The organism is Nonomuraea typhae (assembly GCF_009760925.1).
Lineage (GTDB): Bacteria > Actinomycetota > Actinomycetes > Streptosporangiales > Streptosporangiaceae > Nonomuraea > Nonomuraea typhae.
On the sequence record NZ_VRLV01000001.1, the window covers coordinates 1297408 to 1314221 of the forward strand.

Annotated in this window: 14 protein-coding genes and 1 pseudogene; 3 read left to right on the forward strand and 12 right to left on the reverse strand. The window is 73.0% G+C overall.

Going from position 1 to position 16814, the window contains the following annotated elements:
• Positions 1-50: 50 nt before the first annotated feature.
• From rodA to mreB, 5 genes and pseudogenes are all read right to left on the reverse strand, one after another.
• Positions 51-1175 (reverse strand): rod shape-determining protein RodA, encoded by a 1125-nt coding sequence (rodA, locus tag FVE25_RS06005; RefSeq protein ID WP_157245325.1) that lies wholly within the window; start codon positions 1173-1175, stop codon positions 51-53.
• Positions 1172-3175, reverse strand: a complete 2004-nt coding sequence (mrdA, locus tag FVE25_RS06010; protein ID WP_157245542.1) for a penicillin-binding protein 2 — start codon at positions 3173-3175, stop codon at positions 1172-1174. Before mrdA ends, rodA begins: the two co-directional genes overlap by 4 nt.
• Before the next feature lie 160 nt (positions 3176-3335).
• Positions 3336-3656, reverse strand: a pseudogene (gene mreD / locus FVE25_RS54985) (rod shape-determining protein MreD); the annotation flags it as partial.
• On the reverse strand, positions 3653-4423 hold the full coding sequence (gene mreC / locus FVE25_RS06020) for a rod shape-determining protein MreC (RefSeq protein WP_157245327.1): 771 nt from the start codon (positions 4421-4423) through the stop codon (positions 3653-3655). The pseudogene mreD and the gene mreC, both read right to left, overlap by 4 nt.
• Positions 4424-4578: 155 nt before the next feature.
• On the reverse strand, positions 4579-5610 hold the full coding sequence (mreB, locus tag FVE25_RS06025) for a rod shape-determining protein (protein WP_157245328.1): 1032 nt from the start codon (positions 5608-5610) through the stop codon (positions 4579-4581).
• Between the two features lie 198 nt (positions 5611-5808).
• Between mreB and FVE25_RS06030 the strand changes: the two genes are divergently transcribed.
• Positions 5809-6591 carry an IclR family transcriptional regulator gene (locus FVE25_RS06030; protein ID WP_181019459.1) on the forward strand — a complete coding sequence of 261 codons (783 nt, stop codon included), beginning with the start codon at positions 5809-5811 and terminating at the stop codon, positions 6589-6591.
• Positions 6592-6640: 49 nt separating this feature from the next.
• Here FVE25_RS06030 and eda read toward each other — a convergent pair whose 3' ends face one another.
• The 4 genes from eda to zwf are packed head-to-tail and all read right to left on the reverse strand — an operon-like array spanning position 6641 to position 11716.
• Positions 6641-7258, reverse strand: a complete 618-nt coding sequence (eda, locus tag FVE25_RS06035) for a bifunctional 4-hydroxy-2-oxoglutarate aldolase/2-dehydro-3-deoxy-phosphogluconate aldolase (protein ID WP_157245330.1) — start codon at positions 7256-7258, stop codon at positions 6641-6643.
• Entirely contained in the window at positions 7245-8216 is a 972-nt protein-coding gene (gene glk, locus FVE25_RS06040; RefSeq protein WP_246266652.1) for a glucokinase, read from the reverse strand. The genes eda and glk overlap by 14 nt, the downstream gene beginning before the upstream one ends.
• Before the next feature lie 33 nt (positions 8217-8249).
• Positions 8250-10241 carry a phosphogluconate dehydratase gene (edd, locus tag FVE25_RS06045; protein ID WP_157245332.1) on the reverse strand — a complete coding sequence of 664 codons (1992 nt, stop codon included), beginning with the start codon at positions 10239-10241 and terminating at the stop codon, positions 8250-8252.
• Positions 10241-11716 (reverse strand): glucose-6-phosphate dehydrogenase, encoded by a 1476-nt coding sequence (gene zwf, locus FVE25_RS06050; protein ID WP_157245333.1) that lies wholly within the window; start codon positions 11714-11716, stop codon positions 10241-10243. The genes edd and zwf overlap by 1 nt, the downstream gene beginning before the upstream one ends.
• Before the next feature lie 141 nt (positions 11717-11857).
• On the opposite strand from zwf, the gene FVE25_RS06055 reads away from it, so the two are divergent.
• Both FVE25_RS06055 and FVE25_RS06060 read left to right on the forward strand, forming a co-directional pair.
• The gene (locus FVE25_RS06055; RefSeq protein WP_157245334.1) at positions 11858-13054 is read left to right on the forward strand and encodes an ROK family transcriptional regulator; all 1197 of its coding nucleotides are present in this window, start codon (positions 11858-11860) and stop codon (positions 13052-13054) included.
• A gap of 74 nt (positions 13055-13128) precedes the next feature.
• The gene (locus FVE25_RS06060; RefSeq protein WP_157245335.1) at positions 13129-14676 is read left to right on the forward strand and encodes an OmpA family protein; all 1548 of its coding nucleotides are present in this window, start codon (positions 13129-13131) and stop codon (positions 14674-14676) included.
• Between the two features lie 3 nt (positions 14677-14679).
• On the opposite strand, the gene FVE25_RS06065 is transcribed toward FVE25_RS06060, so the two are convergent.
• From FVE25_RS06065 to FVE25_RS06075, 3 genes are read right to left on the reverse strand one after another with little or no spacing between them, the layout of a single operon-like run.
• Complete coding sequence (locus tag FVE25_RS06065) at positions 14680-15033, reverse strand: arsenate reductase family protein (protein WP_157245336.1); 354 nt, start codon at positions 15031-15033, stop codon at positions 14680-14682.
• A gap of 43 nt (positions 15034-15076) precedes the next feature.
• Positions 15077-16276 (reverse strand): Dyp-type peroxidase, encoded by a 1200-nt coding sequence (locus FVE25_RS06070; protein WP_157245337.1) that lies wholly within the window; start codon positions 16274-16276, stop codon positions 15077-15079.
• Positions 16269-16796 (reverse strand): copper chaperone PCu(A)C, encoded by a 528-nt coding sequence (locus tag FVE25_RS06075; RefSeq protein ID WP_157245338.1) that lies wholly within the window; start codon positions 16794-16796, stop codon positions 16269-16271. Before FVE25_RS06075 ends, FVE25_RS06070 begins: the two co-directional genes overlap by 8 nt.
• Positions 16797-16814: the final 18 nt, after the last annotated feature.

Consider the following 16814-nt stretch of genomic DNA (forward strand, 5'->3'; position numbering starts at 1 on the left):
AACGCCGGATGGGTAATTCCCGTATGCGTTCCGTCTGGGAAAACCGCAGGTCAGAGGCGTTGCGTGCCGCGATGGATGGACTGCAGGACACCGATCGCGGCCAGCGTCGCCACCGTGGCCGACCCGCCGTACGAGACCAGGGGCAGCGGCACGCCGATCACCGGCGCCAGCCCGAGCGCCATCCCGACGTTCACGAACGTCTGCACGGCCAGCCAGCACACCACCGCCGCCGCGGTCACCGACCCGTGGGAGTCCGCCCGCCCCGCGATGCGCAACCCGCGCCAGAACACCACCGCCAGCAGCGCCACGATCAGCGCCGAGCCCAGGAACCCGAGCTCCTCCCCGGCCACGGTGAAGACGAAGTCGGTGTGCTGCTCGGGCACGAACCGCCCGGCGGTCTGGTCGCCGTTGAACAGGCCCCTGCCGAACGTGCCGCCGGAGCCGACCGTGACCAGCGCCTCCTTGGCCGTGTACCCGGCGCCGAGCGGGTCGGCGCCCGGCTCGGCGAAGGCGATCAGGCGGCTGACCTGGTGGGGCTGCAGAAGGCCCAGGAACCACGCGGCCGCGCCCGCCGCCGCGGCGGTCACGAGCAGGGCGGCCGGCCAGCGCAGCGCCACCCCGGCGGCGAACAGCGCGCCCAGGACCACGGCGCCCAGGATCAGCAGCGTGCCCATGTCCGGCTGGAGCAGGATGAGCAGCCCCGGCGGCGCCGCCAGGGCCAGGGCCGGCAGGACCTGCCGCCAGGTCGGGCGGCGCTCGCCGTCCCCGCGCTCGGCCAGGACCGCGGCCAGGGCCAGGACCAGCGCCAGCTTCGCGGGTTCCGACGGCTGCACCTGCAGGGGTCCGAGGCCGAGCCACGCCTGGGCGCCGTTGACGGTACGGCCCAGCGGGGTGAGCACGGCCGCCAGGGCCAGGCAGGCGGCCAGGTAGGCCCACGGTGTGTAGGCCCGGAGGGTGCGGTGGCCGGTGAGGGTGAGGACGATCATGGCGGCGACGCCGGCGGCGATGTTGAGGAGCTGGCGGTTGAGGTAGGTGAGCGGGTCGTCGCCGGAGTCGAGGAGACGGGACTCGGTGGCGGACCAGACGAGGAGCGCGCCGGTGCCGCACAGGGCGAGGGCCGCGGCGGCCAGGATCCAGTCGAGGCGCGGGGCTCTGAAGGGGCGGCGGGCCTTCATGGGGCGGCCTCCGTGGATCTTCCGCCCAGTTTGGCCTTCTCTCCCCGTGCCGCCTTTCCGTCCAGCGCTGATTTTTCGCCCAGCGCGGCCTTTTTCCCTTCAAGTCCGTACATGCCCGACCAGATCTCCCGGACCGCGGGGGCGGCGGCCCCGGCGCCGGTGCCGCCCTGGGAGACGACCACCACGACGGCGTACCGGGGCCTGCCCGCAGGGGCGAAGGAGGCGAACCAGGAGGTGTCCTTCTTGCCGTACGCCTCCGCCGTCCCCGTCTTGCCCGCCACCGGCAGCCGGTCCAGCGGGAACCCGGCGAACGCCCCGGCCGCCGTCCCGCTCTTGGGCACCTCGGCCAGCGCCGCGCGGATGTAGGCCAGAACGCGGTCGGGCACCGGCAGCCGCCCGGTGAGCTTGGGCTTGATCCGGCGCACCACGCTGCCGTCGGCCCGCACCACCGCCTTCCCCACCCGCGGCGTGTAGAGCCTGCCGCCGTTGGCCAGCGCCGCATACGCCCGGGCCAGCTGAAGCGGCGTCACCAGGACGTCTCCCTGCCCGATCGAGAAGTTGGCCGCGTCACCCGCCCACCACGTGTACCCGTCCCGGCAGGTCTCGCGGGCGATCGCCCGGACGTAGGCCGACTTCGCCAGTTTCGCCGTACGGCAGGCCTGTCCCTTCGTCTCCTTCCAGAACGCCCGCTTCCAGCTCCGCGACGGCAGCCGCCCGGCGGCCTCGCCCGGCAGGTCGATCCCGGTCCGCTTGCCGAACCCGAACGCCGCCGCCATCTTCTGCATCGGATCCTTCGGACGTCTGACCGGCTTCGTCCCGCCGTCCTTGAGCCACATCTCATAGGCGAACCGATAGAAGATCGTGTCGCAGGATGCGGTCAGCGCCCGGCTGAGCGGCATGCTGCCCAGCCCGATCCCGCGGAAGTTCCTGAAGGCCCGCGCCCCCACCTGGAACGACCCGGGGCACCCGTAGATCCGGTTCAGCCCGTACCCGGCCCGCACCGCCGCGGCCGCCGACGTGACCTTCCACGTCGAACCCGGCGCCCACTGCCCCTGGATCGCCTTCGGCTGTAACCGGCCCCGCAGCTCCCGGTACTCCCTGGACGAGATGCCCTCCGACCACACGTTCGGGTCATAGCCGGGATACGACGCCAGCGCAACGACCCGCCCGTCGCGCACGTCCATCACCACGGCCGCCCCGGAGTCCGCGGGCAGCCGCTGCTCGCGCGCGCCCTCGATCGCCCGCCGCAACGCCTGCTCCGCGACCCCCTGAACCTTGGCGTCGATGCTGGTCACCAGGTCGTGACCGGCCCCGGGCGCCGTCTCCGACACGGTCCTGACCACCTGCCCCGTCGTGTCCACCACCACCTCACGCCGCCCGGGCCGCCCGCGCAGGTCCGCGTCGTACCATGCCTCCAGCCCCTCACGCCCCGCCAGCCCGATCCCGGACGCCGGATCACCCTCGCCGGACGGCGCCACGTACCCGAGCGCGTGCGCCGCCAGCTCACCGTTCGGGTGCTCGCGCACCGGCACCGGCTCCGCGCTCACCCCCGGGAACAGCTCCGGCCGCTCGGCGATCTGCAGCGCCGCCCGCGTGCTCACGTCCGTCGCGACGGGAATCGGCTGGTACGGCGAGCCGGGCCAGCACGGCCGCCCGACGCCGGCCGTACACAGGCGCACCAGCTCGGTCAGCCGCGCGGCCGGGACGTCCAGCACGGCCGCCAGCCGCTTCAGCACGGCCCGCCCGCCGTCGTGCCGCCGGGTCAGCGCCACATGGTCGACCGTGACGGCCAGCACCGTCCGGTTGCGCACCAGCGGCCGTCCGCGATCATCGAGAATCTCGCCACGGACCTGGGGCACGACCACCTGCCTGACGTGATCTTCGGCGGCGGCCCTGGCGTAGTCGTCGCCGTGGCGCACCTGCACGTCCCACAGCCGGATGAGGAGGATGAGCGACAAGGAGACGATCAGCACGTGCAGGACGAGCAGCCGGGAACGCATCACGCGCCTTCCACCGGAGCGGGAACCAGACAATCGGCATGGCCGCCACCCCGTAGGCCGCGGCCAGCGGCAGCACATGCATCAGCGCGGGGCCGTCCGCGCGCGGATCGCCGAGCGCCGCGTGCACCCCCGCCGCCACCACCACGCCCGCCACGACCCCGAGCGGCAGCCCCAGCGCCGCCGGCAGCCTGCGCAGGTGGCCGCCCGCGTACCCGGCCACGCACAGCGCCAGGGCGGTACGCCCCACGGGATGCGCGGCCGGGGGGATGAGGTCCAGGAGGAGCCCGCTCACGAACCCCGCCACCGCACCCTCCACCGGGCCCCGGAGGCGGGCCAGGGCCAGGACGCACAGGAGCGTGAGATCCGGGGTCACCTGGCCGGGCAGCGTGACGCGGTTGACCAAGGTCACCTGGAGGAGGGGCGCCGGCACGACCGCCGCCCACGCGCGGGCGCCGCCGTACGGGGACATCGCCGTGCTCATGGCGGAATCACCACCGCCACCGCGTCGAGCGCGGTCAGCCGGGCGGCCGGGCGCACCAGCGCCGTACGGGTCAGCGGATCCGTGGCCGGGCCCACACTGACGACCGTCCCGATCGGCACGCCCGGGGCGAACGGCACCATCCGCCGCGAGCCGAACGTCACCACCCGCTGCCCCGGCGCGACGCCGGCCGCGGAATCCAGCAGGCTCAGCTCGAGCAGCCCGCCCGGCTTGCCGCCGCCCGTCACCGTGCCCACCTCGCCGGCGCCGGCCAGCCGTGCGCCGATCACCGACGTGGCATCCGTGGCCAGCAGCACGGTCGCCGTATCCGGACCGGCGGCCACGACCCGGCCCACGAGGCCGTCGCCGTTGACGACGGTGAGGTCGGGGCGTACGCCGGCGGCCGTGCCCGTGTCGATGGTGACCGTGCCGGACAGGCCCTGCTGCCCGCCGTACGCGATCACCTGAGCCGCCACGAACCGCACGCCCTCGAGCGTCGGGTGCGTGGCGGGGATGCCGGGCGGGGTGCCCGGCTGGGCGGATCGGGTCCACAACTCGGCCTTGAGCCGGGCATTCTCCTGCTCCAGGGCCCGGATCCGCTCGTTCCCGCCGGAGGTCAGGCCGGCCACCGCCCTCTCCACCGGCCCGGCCACCGCCGCGCCCGCCGTGAGCAGAGGCTGCAGCGCCTGTTGCCGGTCGGCGGCGATCAGCAGGATGGCGGCCAGCACCAGCGCACCCACCACCAGTCGCCCGTGCCCGCCTCGTCTCATGTGCCCACCCCCCGGAGGGGAGTGACGGCCTCGTCCGGTGACTGGCTATCGGTCAGGGCGCCTGTCCAGGCGGCACCCCCATGCACGTCCGCCCCGTCTGAGGCGGGTCGTTCCAGCGCGGCCCCGGCGCGCATCCGTGGTCGCCTCCTTCCGGGTCAGCGGCGGGTTTCCGGTACGAAGGTGTCCTTCAGGCGCCCGAACTGCTCCACGCATCGCCCGGAGCCGAGCACCACGGACTGCAACGGGTTCTCCACGAGCTTGATCGGCATCCCGGTCGCCTGGGAGAGGCGCTGGCCGAGGCCGTGGAGCTTGGCGCCGCCGCCGGTCAGGGCGATGCCGCAGTCCATGAGATCGCCGGACAGTTCGGGCGGGCACTGGTCAAGGGTGGTCTGGACGGCGTCCACGATGGCACTGACGGGTTCGGTCAGGGCGTCGCGGATCTCGGCCGAGCTCACCTGCACCGTCTTGGGCAGGCCGCTGACCAGGTCGCGGCCGCGGATCTCGGCTACCGGGTCCTCCCCGTCGGGGCAGGCGGAGCCGATGTCCATCTTGAGCTGTTCCGCGGTGCGTTCGCCGAGCAGCAGGGAGTGTTCCTTCTTGGTGTGGGCGATGATCGCCTGGTCGAGTTCGTCGCCGCCCACGCGGATGGACGTGGAGCTGACGATGCCGCCGAGCGAGATGACGGCCACCTCGGTGGTGCCGCCGCCGACGTCGACGACCATGCTGCCGGCCGGTTCGTGCACGGGCAGACCGGCGCCGATGGCGGCGGCCATGGGTTCCTCGATGAGGAAGACCTGCCGCGCCCCGGCCTCGTAGCACGCCTCCTTGACGGCACGCTGCTCGACCCCGGTGGTGCCGCTGGGCACGGCGACCACCACGCGCGGGCGGACGATGTAACGGCGGCGATGGACTTTCTGGATGAAGTACCGCAGCATGCGCTCGGCGATCTCCAGGTCCGTGATCACGCCGTCTCTGAGGGGACGGATGGCGACGATGTAGCCGGGGGTCCGGCCGATCATCTGCTTGGCGTCGCCGCCGACGGCGACGATCTTGTCGGTGCGAGTGTTGATCGCCACGACGGACGGCTCGTCGAGCACGATGCCGCGGTCTCGGACGTAGACGAGCGTGTTGGCGGTGCCGAGATCCACCGCCAGGTCACGGCCAAGGAACGGAAACGGTATGGGCATGGGCGACACCAGCCCTCAACTGGGGGATAAATCACGCCCTTCCCCGCCGATTCAGCCTCAAACGGCCAGGTCAGAAGGTTTCACAATCGTTAGCAAGAGCGGTGTGCTTGATCCCCGCATCGGGTAAACCGGAGACCAAGGATCGCAAGCTCGGGGGAAGCCTTTCCTTCTCCTTGGTGAGGGATAGGGATGGTGGAGATGCCCGGGAACTCGATCGTGCAATATCGCCGCGCACCGGAGGCGGCCCAGCCGGGCAGCCTCGAGAAGGGGATCGACATCCTCTTCTCCCTCAGCGCCGCCGCGCAGCCGATCAGCCTGTCGCAGCTGTGCCGCAACACCGGCCTGCCCAAGTCCACCGCCCACCGCATCCTGGCGGTCCTGTGCGCCCGCTCGCTGGCCAAGCGCGCAGGCACCGACTACCTGGCCGGCGACCTCCTGGCCCGCCTCGGGGACTCCCGCGGCCGCATCCCGGGCACCCGCCGCGCCGTCCTGCCGTACCTTCTCTACCTCTACGAAACCACCCGCCAGACCGTGAACCTCGCCGTGCTGTCGGGCCTGGAAGCCGAGTACGTCGAACGCGTCTACGGCCACAACAGGGTCGCCTCGCCCTCCGACGGCGTCGACCGCGCCCCGCTGCACTGCACCGCGATAGGCAAAACCCTGCTCGCCTACGACCCCGCCCTCCGCCACACCCTCGCCGACCAGGGCAGCCCACCCCGCCTGACCCGCCGCACCATCACCAGCCTGACCGGCCTGGACCGCGAACTGGCCCGCGTCCGCCACTACGGCGTCGCCTACGCGCAGGAGGAGTTCGCCGACGGCGTCGCCTGCGTGGCGGCCCCGGTCTTCGACGCCGCGGGCAAGGTCGTCATGTCCGTCTCGGTAGCCGGCCCCGCCGCCGCCCTGCCCTTGGCCCGCCTGGGCATCTCCGTCCGGGGCGCCGCCCAGGCCATCGCCGCCTCCCTGGCCCGCCTCCGCTGACCCGGACCGGGAGAGTGAGACGGACCGGCGGATCGAGGCGAGCCCGGGGCTAGCGGGGGCGGAGGGCGGCGGCTTCGGCGGCGAGTTTCTCCACGCGGGCCCAGTCGCCGGTGGCCAGGGCGTCGGCAGGGGTGAGCCAGGTGCCGCCCACGCAACCGACGTTCGGCAAGGCCAGGTAGTCCGGGGCCGTCGCGGGCTTGATGCCGCCCGTCGGGCAGAAGCGGACGTCCGGGAGGGGGCCGGCCAGGCTCTTCAGGTACGGCAGGCCGCCCGCGGCCTCGGCGGGGAAGAACTTGAGTTCCCCGATGCCCCGCTCGGCCAGGGCCATCGCCTCTGAGGCGGTCGCCGCGCCGGGCAGGAAGGGCACGCCGGCGCCAGTCAAGGCGTCGGCCAGGGCGGGAGTGGTGCCCGGTGAGACCAGGAACCTGGCGCCCGCCTTCACGGATGCGGAGATGTCGGCAGGGGTGCGGACGGTTCCGGCGCCGATCACGGCATCCGGCACCTCGTCCGCGATCCGGGCGATCGACTCCAGGGCGGCAGCCGTACGCAACGTGACCTCGATGACCGGCAGACCGCCCGCCACGAGCGCCCGCGCCAGGGGGACGGCGGTGGCGGCGTCCTCGATCACCACGACCGGCACGACAGGGGCGAGATCAAGCAGGCTCATAGACACTTCTCCTCGAAAGCTGCTGGGTCAGCCAGGCCGCCGCGCCGGTCAGCGCGGGCTGCGGGGCGGTGATCAGCGCGGTGGCGATCGTTGACAGGTAGCCGGACATGCTGGGGCTGGCCTCGAACCGCCGGCGGAAGGCGCTGGCCCGCACGCGTTCCACGATACGGGGGAGGACGCCGCCGCCGATGTAGACGCCGCCCCGGGCGCCGAGGGTGAGGGCGACATTGCCGGCGAACGTCCCCAGCATCGCGCAGAACACCTCGATCGTCTCGGCGCACAGCGGGTCGTCCTCCCGGGCGACGATCTCCGAGGCGGTCAGCGTCTCCGCGCCCGCGACGCCGTTGACCAGGGCGAGGGCCCGGTGCAGCCTGGTCAGGCCCGGCCCGGACAGCACGTGCTCCGCCTCGACGTGCCGCAGCCCCTGGGCTCGCAGGGCCGAGACGATCTCCTGCTCGCGCTCGTCGTACACCGGCACGCTGACGTGCCCGCCCTCGCCCGGCACCGGAATCCACCCCTGGTCACCGGGCACCAGCCCGGCCACCCCGAGCCCGGTGCCCGGCCCGAGCACCGCCTTGATCCCGTCGCACGGCGGCGGCCCGCCCAGCCAGACCAGGTCGTTCCCCGCCAGGTGCGGCAGGGACACGGCCAGGGCCTCGAAGTCGTTCAGCAACGTCGCGTACGGCAGGCCGAGCGCACTGATCGATCCGGCCCATGGCAGGTTCGTCAGCTCGTAGGCGTCGCCGCCGATGGGCCCCGCCACGGCCACACACGCCGCCCCCGGCCGCACTCCGCCCGCGTGATCCGCGAGATAGGCGGCTACGGCATCCGGAAGGCTCGCGTACTCGGCTCCGGCCAGCACCGCGACCTGCGAGGGAGCCTCGCCGGGCGCGGTGACCAGCCCGAACCTGGCATTGGTGCCGCCGACGTCGGCGACCAGCCAGGGCAGCTCACTCACTGGCCGGCTCCGCACCCGGCACCGCGGTCCCGCTCACGCCCGGGCCTGCGGTCCCGGGGGAGGTTCGTCCTCCTGGGGCGGTGGGGATGTGGTGGGTGTGCTCTTCCAGGCCTTCAGCCGCGACGGCGTAGCCTCCGAGTGCGCGGCCCCGGCCGGTGCCGCGAACCCCAGCCCCGGCCCGTGCTCGGCCTCCTCGGCCCCGCTGACCCCGAACACCCCCCCGCCGAACTCGGCCGCCCCCGCCATCCGCCGGAAGGCGGCGAAGAGCTCACGCCCGGTCCCCACCCACTCGGCATCGCTCAGCGCCTGCCCCTGAGGCTCGCGCCCGGACAGATCGGCCAGCACCTCGAGCGTCCCGGCCGCGGAGTCCAGCCGGATGACGTCCCCCTCGCGCACCAGCGCGATCGGACCCCCGTCCGCCGCCTCCGGCGAGAGGTGGATGGCGGCCGGCACCTTCCCCGACGCCCCGGACATGCGCCCGTCGGTCACGATGGCCACCCGCTGCCCCCGGTCCAGCAGCACGGCCAGAGGCGGGGTCAGCTTGTGGAGCTCGGGCATGCCGTTGGCCGAAGGCCCCTGGTAGCGGATGACGGCGACGAAGTCCTGCCCGTCCAGGTCCCCGGCCTCGAAGGCGGCCAGCAGGTCGAGCTGGTCGTCGAAGACCTTGGCCGGCGCCTCGATCACCAGGTGCTCGGGCTTCACGGCGGACACCTTGCTCACGGCGCACCCGAGGTTCCCCTCGACCATGTGAATCCCGCCGTCCGCGGAGAACGGCGCGGTGACGGGCCGCAGCACGTCCAGGTCGGCGCTGCCCGAGGTCCGCTCCTCCCAGACGAGCGCCCCTTCCTTGAGCGCCGGCGCGGAGCGGTAGTGGTCCAGCCCGCGCCCGGCCACGGTGAGCACGTCGCCGTGGAGGAGCCCGTTGTCCAGCAGGTCCCCGATGAGCACCTGCATGCCCCCGGCGTCGCGGAAGTGGTTCACGTCCGCCTGCCCGTTGGGGTAGATCTTGGTCAGCGACGGCACGACCTTGGACAGGCACGCCAGGTCATCCCAGGTCAGCACGATCCCGGCGGCGGCCGCCATGGCGACCAGGTGCAGCGTGTGGTTGGTGGACCCGCCCGTGGCCAGCAGGGCCACACAGGCGTTGACGATCGCCTTCTCGTCGACGAGCTCCCCGATGGGGGTGTACTCGGACCCGTGGGCCGTGATCTCCACCGCGCGGCGCCCGGCCGCCTCGGTCAGGGCGTGGCGCAGCTCGGTGTGCGGGTTGACGAAGGTGGAGCCGGGCAGGTGCAGGCCCATGACCTCCATCAGCGCCTGGTTGGAGTTGGCGGTGCCGTAGAAGGTGCAGGTGCCGGGCGAGTGGTAGGACTTGGCCTCGGCGTCGAGCAGTTCGTCCCGGCCGACGAGCCCCTCGGCGAACAGTTGCCGGGTGCGCGCCTTCACCTTGTTCGGCAGCCCGGAGGTCATGGGCCCGGCCGGCACGAAGATCGCCGGCAGGTGGCCGAAGTGCAGGGCGCCGATGAACAGGCCGGGCACGATCTTGTCGCAGACGCCCAGCAGCAGCGTGGCGTCGAACATGTCGTGCGACAGCGCGATGGCCGTGGACATGGCGATCACGTCGCGGCTGTAGAGCGAGAGCTCCATGCCGGCGCGCCCCTGGGTGATGCCGTCGCACATGGCGGGCACGCCGCCGGCGACCTGGGCGACGCCGCCGGCCGCGCGCACGGCCTTCTTCAGCTCGGCCGGGTACGTCTCGTACGGCTGGTGGGCGCTGAGCATGTCGTTGTAGCTGGTGACGATGGCCACGCCGGGCTTGGCCGTACCGCGCAGAAGCGGCTTGTCCGCAGAGGACGCGGCGGCGAAGCCGTGGGCGAGGTTGGCGCAGCCGAGGTGGGCGCGGGCGGGTCCCTTGGCTCGGGCGGCCTCGCCGTCGCGGCGGATGCGCGCCAGATAGGCGGTACGGCTGGCGGCGCTGCGCTCGGCGATCCGGTCGGTGATCGCCTGGATCTCCTGGTTGGTCATCACGCCTCCTCGTGCCAGGCCCGGCCGCTGCGGCCGAGCAGTTCGTGGGCGCCCGCCGGGCCGGGGCTGCCGGCGGGGTAGGGCTCGGGCAGTTCGGGAGATGCCTCCCAGGCGGCCAGGATCGGGTCGATCCAGCGCCAGGCGGCCTCGACCTCGTCACGGCGCATGAACAGGGTGGGGTTGCCGCCCAGCACGTCCGACAGGAGGCGCTCGTATGCCTCGGGGACGCGGGTGGTGAAGGTCTCGCCGAAGCTGAGCGAGAGCGGGACGGGCTTGAGCGTGGTCTCGCCGGCGCCGGGCTCCTTGGCCATGATGTGCAGCTGGATGCCCTCTTCCGGCTGCAGGCGCAGCACGAGCCGGTTGGGGGAGCCGCCGGGGTAGATGGAGTGCGGCACGTCCTTGAACTGCACCACGATCTCGGAGACGCGGCGCGGCATGCGCTTGCCGGTGCGCAGGTAGAAGGGGACGCCGGCCCAGCGCCAGTTCTTGATCTCGGCGCGGATGGCGGTGAAGGTCTCGACCCGCTCGGAGTCCCGGGTGGGCGGGGTGGAGCCGGGCTCGTCCAGGTATCCGGCCATCGCGCCCTCTGCGACGTACTGGCCGCGGACGGTGAAGCGGTCGACCTCGCTGGCCTCCTGGATGGGGCGCAGCGCCTGCAGGACCTTGACCTTCTCGTCGCGGATGGCCTCGCGGTCGTTGCGGGCCGGAGGCTCCATCGCGGTGAGGGTGAGGAGCTGGAGCAGGTGGTTCTGGACCATGTCGCGCAGCGCGCCGGCCTGGTCGTAGTAGCCGCGGCGGCCGGGGGTGCCGACGGTCTCGGCGACGGTGATCTGCACGTGGTCGATCCAGAGGGAGTTCCAGATCGGCTCCAGGAAGGCGTTGGCGAAGCGGAGCACGAGCAGGTTCTGCACGGTCTCCTTGCCGAGGTAGTGGTCGATGCGGAAGATCTGGCGCTCGTCGAAGATCGCGCCGACCTCGTCGTTGATGCGCTGGGCGCTGGGCAGGTCGCGGCCGAGCGGCTTCTCCAGGACCACGCGCGAGTGCGGGGTGACCAGGCCGGCCGCCTCCAGCTCGCGGCAGAACGGGCCGAAGGTCATGGGCGGGCTGGCGAGGTAGAAGACGCGGTCGCGCTGCTCGTGCCCGGCCAGCAGCCGCGACAGGGCCGACCAGCCCGATCGGTCGGATCCGCCGACGTCCACGGACACGTGGTGCAGGCGGCCGAGGAAGCGCTGCCAGACGGCCGGGTCGTCGGCGGGGACCTGGTCGCGGACGTCGGCGTCCACCTTGCCGCGGAAGTCGGCGTCGGTCAGCCCGCCCCGGGACATGGCGATGATGCGGGTCTCGGGCGCCAGGCGGCCGTCGCGGTCGCTGTGGTACAGCGCCGGGATCAGCTTGCGCATGGACAGGTCGCCGGTGCCGCCGAAGACGACGAGATCGGCGGCGTGGACGGCGGCGGGAGACGAGAGGGGGGACACGAGACAGGCTCCGATGATCAGCCAAGCAAGGACAGAACGGACATTAGCCAGAGTTTGGGTCTAACACAAGCAGGCTTTTGCTATTTGAGATAAGAAAGTCAGGACTGTTCATGACTTAAGCAGGTGTGATTCACTAAGTCGATGCCACGACGTACCGCCGCGACACTCGCCACCAGTGGCGAGATCCTGCGGCTCATCCGCACCGGAGAGGCCGTGACGCGCGCGGACCTCGGCCGGGTCACGGGCCTGTCCCGGCCTGCCGTGCAACTGCGGGTGGGCGAGCTGATCGAACGCGGCCTCGTCGTGGAGCGCACCGACGCGCCCTCCACCGGCGGGCGGCCGCCGGTCAGGCTGGAGTTCAACGCCGCCGGCGGCGTGGTGCTGGTGGCCGCGCTCGGCGCCAGCCGTACCCGGGTGGCCGTCTGCGACCTCGCGGGCGGGGAGCTGGCCGGGCGGCGCTTCCACATCGACGTCGAGCAGGGGCCCGACGTGGTGCTGCCGCTGCTCATGGACACCTGGGAGGAGCTGCTCGGCGACACGCCGCGCGAGCGGGTGCGCGGGGTCGGCATGGGCGTGCCGGCGACCGTGGAGTTCGCCAAGGGGCGCACCGAGAGCGCCCGCGTCATGGCGTCCTGGACGGGCGTGGTCATCCCGCCGCTGATCCGGGCCCGCTTCGACGTGCCGGTGCTGGTGGACAACGACGTGAACGTGCTGGCCATCGGCGAGCACGCGGGCGCCTACCCCGAGGTCGCCGACCTGATGTTCGTCAAGGTCTCCACGCGGATCGGCGCCGGGATCATCTCCGGCGGCGGCATCCTGCGCGGCGCGCTCGGCGCCGCGGGGGAGATCGGCCACATCCCGGTCAGGGACGGCGGCGGCGTGCTCTGCCGGTGCGGCAACATCGACTGCGTCGACTCCGTCGCCAGCGGCACCGCGCTCCTGCGCGACCTGCGCGCGGCGGGCAAGGACGTCAAGCGCATCGAGGACGTCACCGCGCTCGTGCGCGCCGGCGACGCCGAGACGATGGCGACCGTGCGCGAGGCCGGGCGGCGCATCGGCGAGGTGCTGGCCGGGGCGGTCAACATCCTCAACCCGTCCGTCCTGGTCCTGGGCGGGGACGTGGCCGAGACGTTCGGGCCGCTGGTCTCCAGCATCCGCGAGGTCGTCTACCGGCGTTCGACCGCGCTGGCCACCCGCACGCTGCGCATCGAGGCCAGCCGGCTGGGCGCGGGCGCGGGCATCACGGGCTGCGCCGTCATGGTCCTGGACCACGTCCTGTCGCCGGACGCGGTGGACGACGCCCTGATCGGCGCCGGTCAGCCCGCCACGGGACGCTGACAGCTTCCTGCCACCGGTGTCACCTTGCTGACACGGAGGGTGCCGGATTTTTCGGTCATGGCACAATCTCGCCCATGCTTAACCGGATCCTGGCCCTGGCAGCGGCCGCGACGCTCGTCGCGGGGTGCGGCGCGCTGCCCCAGCAACAGCAAGCGCAGCCCCGGCAATCGGCCGAACCCCCGGCGACCAGCGCGCCCCCTTCCACGGATCCGGCGACCCCCAGCCCCGCCCAGGACACCCGCGAGGCCCTCGCGGAGACCCGCAGCACCCTCACCCCGGACCTCAAGATCGAGGTGGTCGGCCTCAACCGGGTCAAGGGCAAGCATCTGGTGGTCCAGATCCGCCTCACGAACACCGGCGCGGACAAGGACCTCCCCTGGACGGGCGAGATGGGCGACGAGACCCGCAAGCTCGGCGAGATCAGGTGGGCCTCCGGCATCGGCGTGCTCGACGAGCAGGCCCGGACCTGGATCCTGCCGTACAAGCCCGCGGGCGGCCCCTGCCTGTGCTCCGACGAGAAGCGCGACGACCTCGGCTACTTCATCAAGCCCGGCGCCTCGATCTCCCTCTACGCCGTCATGCCCGCCCCCAGCGGCAACCAGCAGACCGCGACCGTCGTCACCCCGCCGGCCCCGCCCATGCTCGACGTCCCCGTCAGCGACGACCCGCCGCGGGGCGAGTTCCCCGATCCCGGCGCCGAGCCCGTCACCCCGCTCGTCCACCGTGTCGTCCTGCCGTCGGAGTCGATCGACAGGACCGAGGAGACCGCGGACGACGGCAAGGACCTCCAGGTGAACCTGTCCTCCGACGTGCTGTTCGCCGTGGACAAGGCCGTGCTCACCCCGCGGGCCAAGGCCGTGCTCAGCCGTACCGCCGAGCTCATCGACGCCTCGCCCGCGACCGGCGTCAAGGTCGAGGGCCACGCCGACTCCTCCGGCAACGACGCCATCAACGACCCGCTGTCCGCGCGCCGCGCCCAGGCCGTGAAGGCCGCGCTCGCCCCGCTGCTGACGCGCGACGGCGTCGCCTTCCAGACCAAGGGGTACGGCTCGCGCCGCCCCCTGTACGGCAACGACACGGAGGAGGGCAAGCGGCGCAACCGGCGGGTCACGGTGACCTTCACCAAGCCGCAGGCCGCCGCGCAGCCGTCCCCCGCCGAGGACGTCGTCTCCACCGTGGGCCCGGACGGCGACCTGACGGGCAGCGCCAAGGCCGGCGGCCAGCCCTTCGCCATGGAGGTCACCGGCCTGCGCCGGCTGCCGGGCGGGCTCGGCCTGCTCACCTACACGATCGCCAACGAGGGCACGGCCGAGGCATGGTACAACGACCTGCACAACGGGCAGGACTGGCAGTCCTACAAGTACCAGTCCGCCAGTGCCGTCGTCCTCACCGACCAGGGCGCCCGCCGCCGGTACCTGCCCGGCCGCATCGAGGTCCAGACCGGTGACGACCCGGGATCGTACTGCGCCTGCAGCGGCGTCTCCGGGGTACGGCTGGGCGCCGAGAAGTTCGCGCCGGGCCAGAAGCGGGAGTTCTGGGGGCTGTTCGCGCTGCCGGAGCAGGCCAGGGCGCTGCAGGTCGAGATCGCCGGATTCCGTGAGCTGGAGGTCCCGGTCCGATAGCGGTCACAGGATCGAGCGGACCGCGTCCTCGGTCCGGCCGACCACCGCGTGCCCGTCGTCGGCGGTGATGATCGGCCGCTGGATGAGGATCGGGTGGGCGGCCAGCGCCTCGATCCACCGCTCGCGGCTGCCCGGGTCGCGTGGCCACCCGGACAGCCCGAGCTCCCCGGCCGCGCTCTCGCCGGTGCGCGTGATGTCCCAGGGCTCCAGGCCCAGGCGGGAGAGCACCTCGCGGATCTCCGCCGCGGACGGCGGGTCCTCCAGATACCGGCGCACGGTGTACTCGGCCTTCTCCGCGTCCAGCAGGGACAACGCCGAACGGCACTTCGAGCAGGCCGGGTTGATCCAGATCTCCATGCCGGGTTCCTCCCCGCGGCGAACGGGGAGGAACCCCTCGGGGTCAGGCCAGAAGGCCGTCACCCACCCAGCCGCCCTCGCGGCAGCCCGGCGGGATGTAGAAGACCGCCGAGCCGATGGGCGTGGTCCACTGGTTGAGCAGGTCCGCCTCGGCCAGGCGCCGCTGCACCGGGGTGAACTGCCGCTCCACGTCCGCCTGGTACGAGGCGAACAACAGCCCCGTGTCCCCGTCGTCGTAGTTGTACACGCGGCGGAACATCCGCGAGCCCGGATCCTCCACCCGGGCCCGGCGGATGTGCGCGTACTCCGCGATGATCGGGAATCCGATGGCGTTGAGCTTGGCGAAGTCCGCCTCGTCGTGCTCGGCCCGCCCGGTCAGCGGGGCCCCGTCGTCCAGCCGCCGGCCCACCGTGAACTCCTTGGCGACGCGGTCGGCCGCGTCCCAGCTGTCCATGAGCATGCGGATGCGCCGCAGGACCAGCATGGTGCCGCCGGCCAGCGGGCCGTCGCCGATCCACACCGCCCGGTCGAAGTCCGGGGTGCCGGGCCGGGGGTTGACCGTCCCGTCGAGCTGCCCCATGAGGTTGCGCTGGGTCAGGCCCGGCTTCTGCGCCGCCTGCCTGAACCCCCGCTGCACCCATCGGACCTCGGCGAACGTCTTGGCGTCCTTGAGCGTCATGCGCAGCGCGTGGGCCAGCGTGACCGGGTCCTCACAGCAGATCTGCAGCAGCAGGTCGCCGCCGGACCACCGCTCCTCCAGCCGGTCCACGGAGAACCGCGGCAGCTGGGCGGGCCCGCCCTCGATCCTCGCCTTCGTGAACAGCCCGGGCCCGAACCCGAACGTGATCGTCAGCCTGGCGGGCAGCGCGGCCAGTTCGGGCTCGGTGTCGGCCAGCGCGCCGCGGCCCGAGGTGAGCCGCCGCGCGTCGTCGGTGAGGATCCGCATGAGCCGCCCCAGCGCCTCCTTGCCGACGCCCTTGCGCAGGTCGAGCCCGGCGAAGGCGGCGTGCGCCTGCGGCCGCGTGGCCACGCCCGCCTGGTGCGCGCCGTGGAACGGCTCGACGGCCGCGCCCTGTGCCGGCTCGGAAGGCGGCGGGGTGTCGCCGGCCCGCGCCGGGCGGCTGTCCACGACGCCGGCGACCGCCAGGCCCGCGCCCCCGGCCAGGCCCGCCGCGCCTCCCGCCAGGAGGCCCCGGCGGGAGATGCCGTGGGAGGCGCCGCGGGAGATGCCGCGCTCACTCATGGCCGGGCTGGTACTTCTCGTTGGCGCCGGCGAAGTCCTTGCCCACGGCCTTGAACTCCATGGTGGCGCCGTCCTTGAACGTGAGCGTGAAGCCCACCTCCGCGCCCGGCTGCACCGGCGTCTTGACGTCCATGAGCATGATGTGGTCGCCGCCCGGCTTGAGCTCCAGCTTGCCGCCCGCCGGGATCGTGAAGCCGCCCTCCTTGGGGCGCATCGTCATCTGGGTGCCCTCGCCGACGGTCTCGTGGAGCTCGACCCGGGGCGCGCCGGTGGAGGTGGCGGAGACGACGGTGAGGTCGGCGGCCGTCGGGTTGGCCAGGGTCCCGAAGGCCGCGGTCATGCCGCTCTTGGTCGTCTTCACCCACGGGTCGGTGATGGTCAGCGCCGTCGCGCCGCCGCTCGGGGCGGCTTCGGCGGCCTGCTTGGCCGGCGCGGCGGACGAGGTGGCGGCCTGCTGACCGCCGCAGGCGGCGAGCGTGGCGACGGCCGCGGCCGCGAGAAGGGCATGGCGAATACGCATGATGGGTCTCTCTTCCAA

Coding starts and splice junctions, on each gene's coding strand:
- FVE25_RS06075 (WP_157245338.1), bottom strand. CDS start 16,796: ATGCGTATTCGCCATGCCCTTCTCGCGGCCGCGGCCGTCGCCACGCTC.
- FVE25_RS06055 (WP_157245334.1), top strand. CDS start 11,858: ATGCCACGACGTACCGCCGCGACACTCGCCACCAGTGGCGAGATCCTG.
- FVE25_RS06070 (WP_157245337.1), bottom strand. CDS start 16,276: ATGAGTGAGCGCGGCATCTCCCGCGGCGCCTCCCACGGCATCTCCCGC.
- mreC (WP_157245327.1), bottom strand. CDS start 4,423: ATGAGACGAGGCGGGCACGGGCGACTGGTGGTGGGTGCGCTGGTGCTG.
- mrdA (WP_157245542.1), bottom strand. CDS start 3,175: ATGCGTTCCCGGCTGCTCGTCCTGCACGTGCTGATCGTCTCCTTGTCG.
- FVE25_RS06060 (WP_157245335.1), top strand. CDS start 13,129: ATGCTTAACCGGATCCTGGCCCTGGCAGCGGCCGCGACGCTCGTCGCG.
- eda (WP_157245330.1), bottom strand. CDS start 7,258: ATGAGCCTGCTTGATCTCGCCCCTGTCGTGCCGGTCGTGGTGATCGAG.
- FVE25_RS06030 (WP_181019459.1), top strand. CDS start 5,809: ATGCCCGGGAACTCGATCGTGCAATATCGCCGCGCACCGGAGGCGGCC.
- FVE25_RS06065 (WP_157245336.1), bottom strand. CDS start 15,033: ATGGAGATCTGGATCAACCCGGCCTGCTCGAAGTGCCGTTCGGCGTTG.
- mreB (WP_157245328.1), bottom strand. CDS start 5,610: ATGCCCATACCGTTTCCGTTCCTTGGCCGTGACCTGGCGGTGGATCTC.
- rodA (WP_157245325.1), bottom strand. CDS start 1,175: ATGAAGGCCCGCCGCCCCTTCAGAGCCCCGCGCCTCGACTGGATCCTG.
- edd (WP_157245332.1), bottom strand. CDS start 10,241: ATGACCAACCAGGAGATCCAGGCGATCACCGACCGGATCGCCGAGCGC.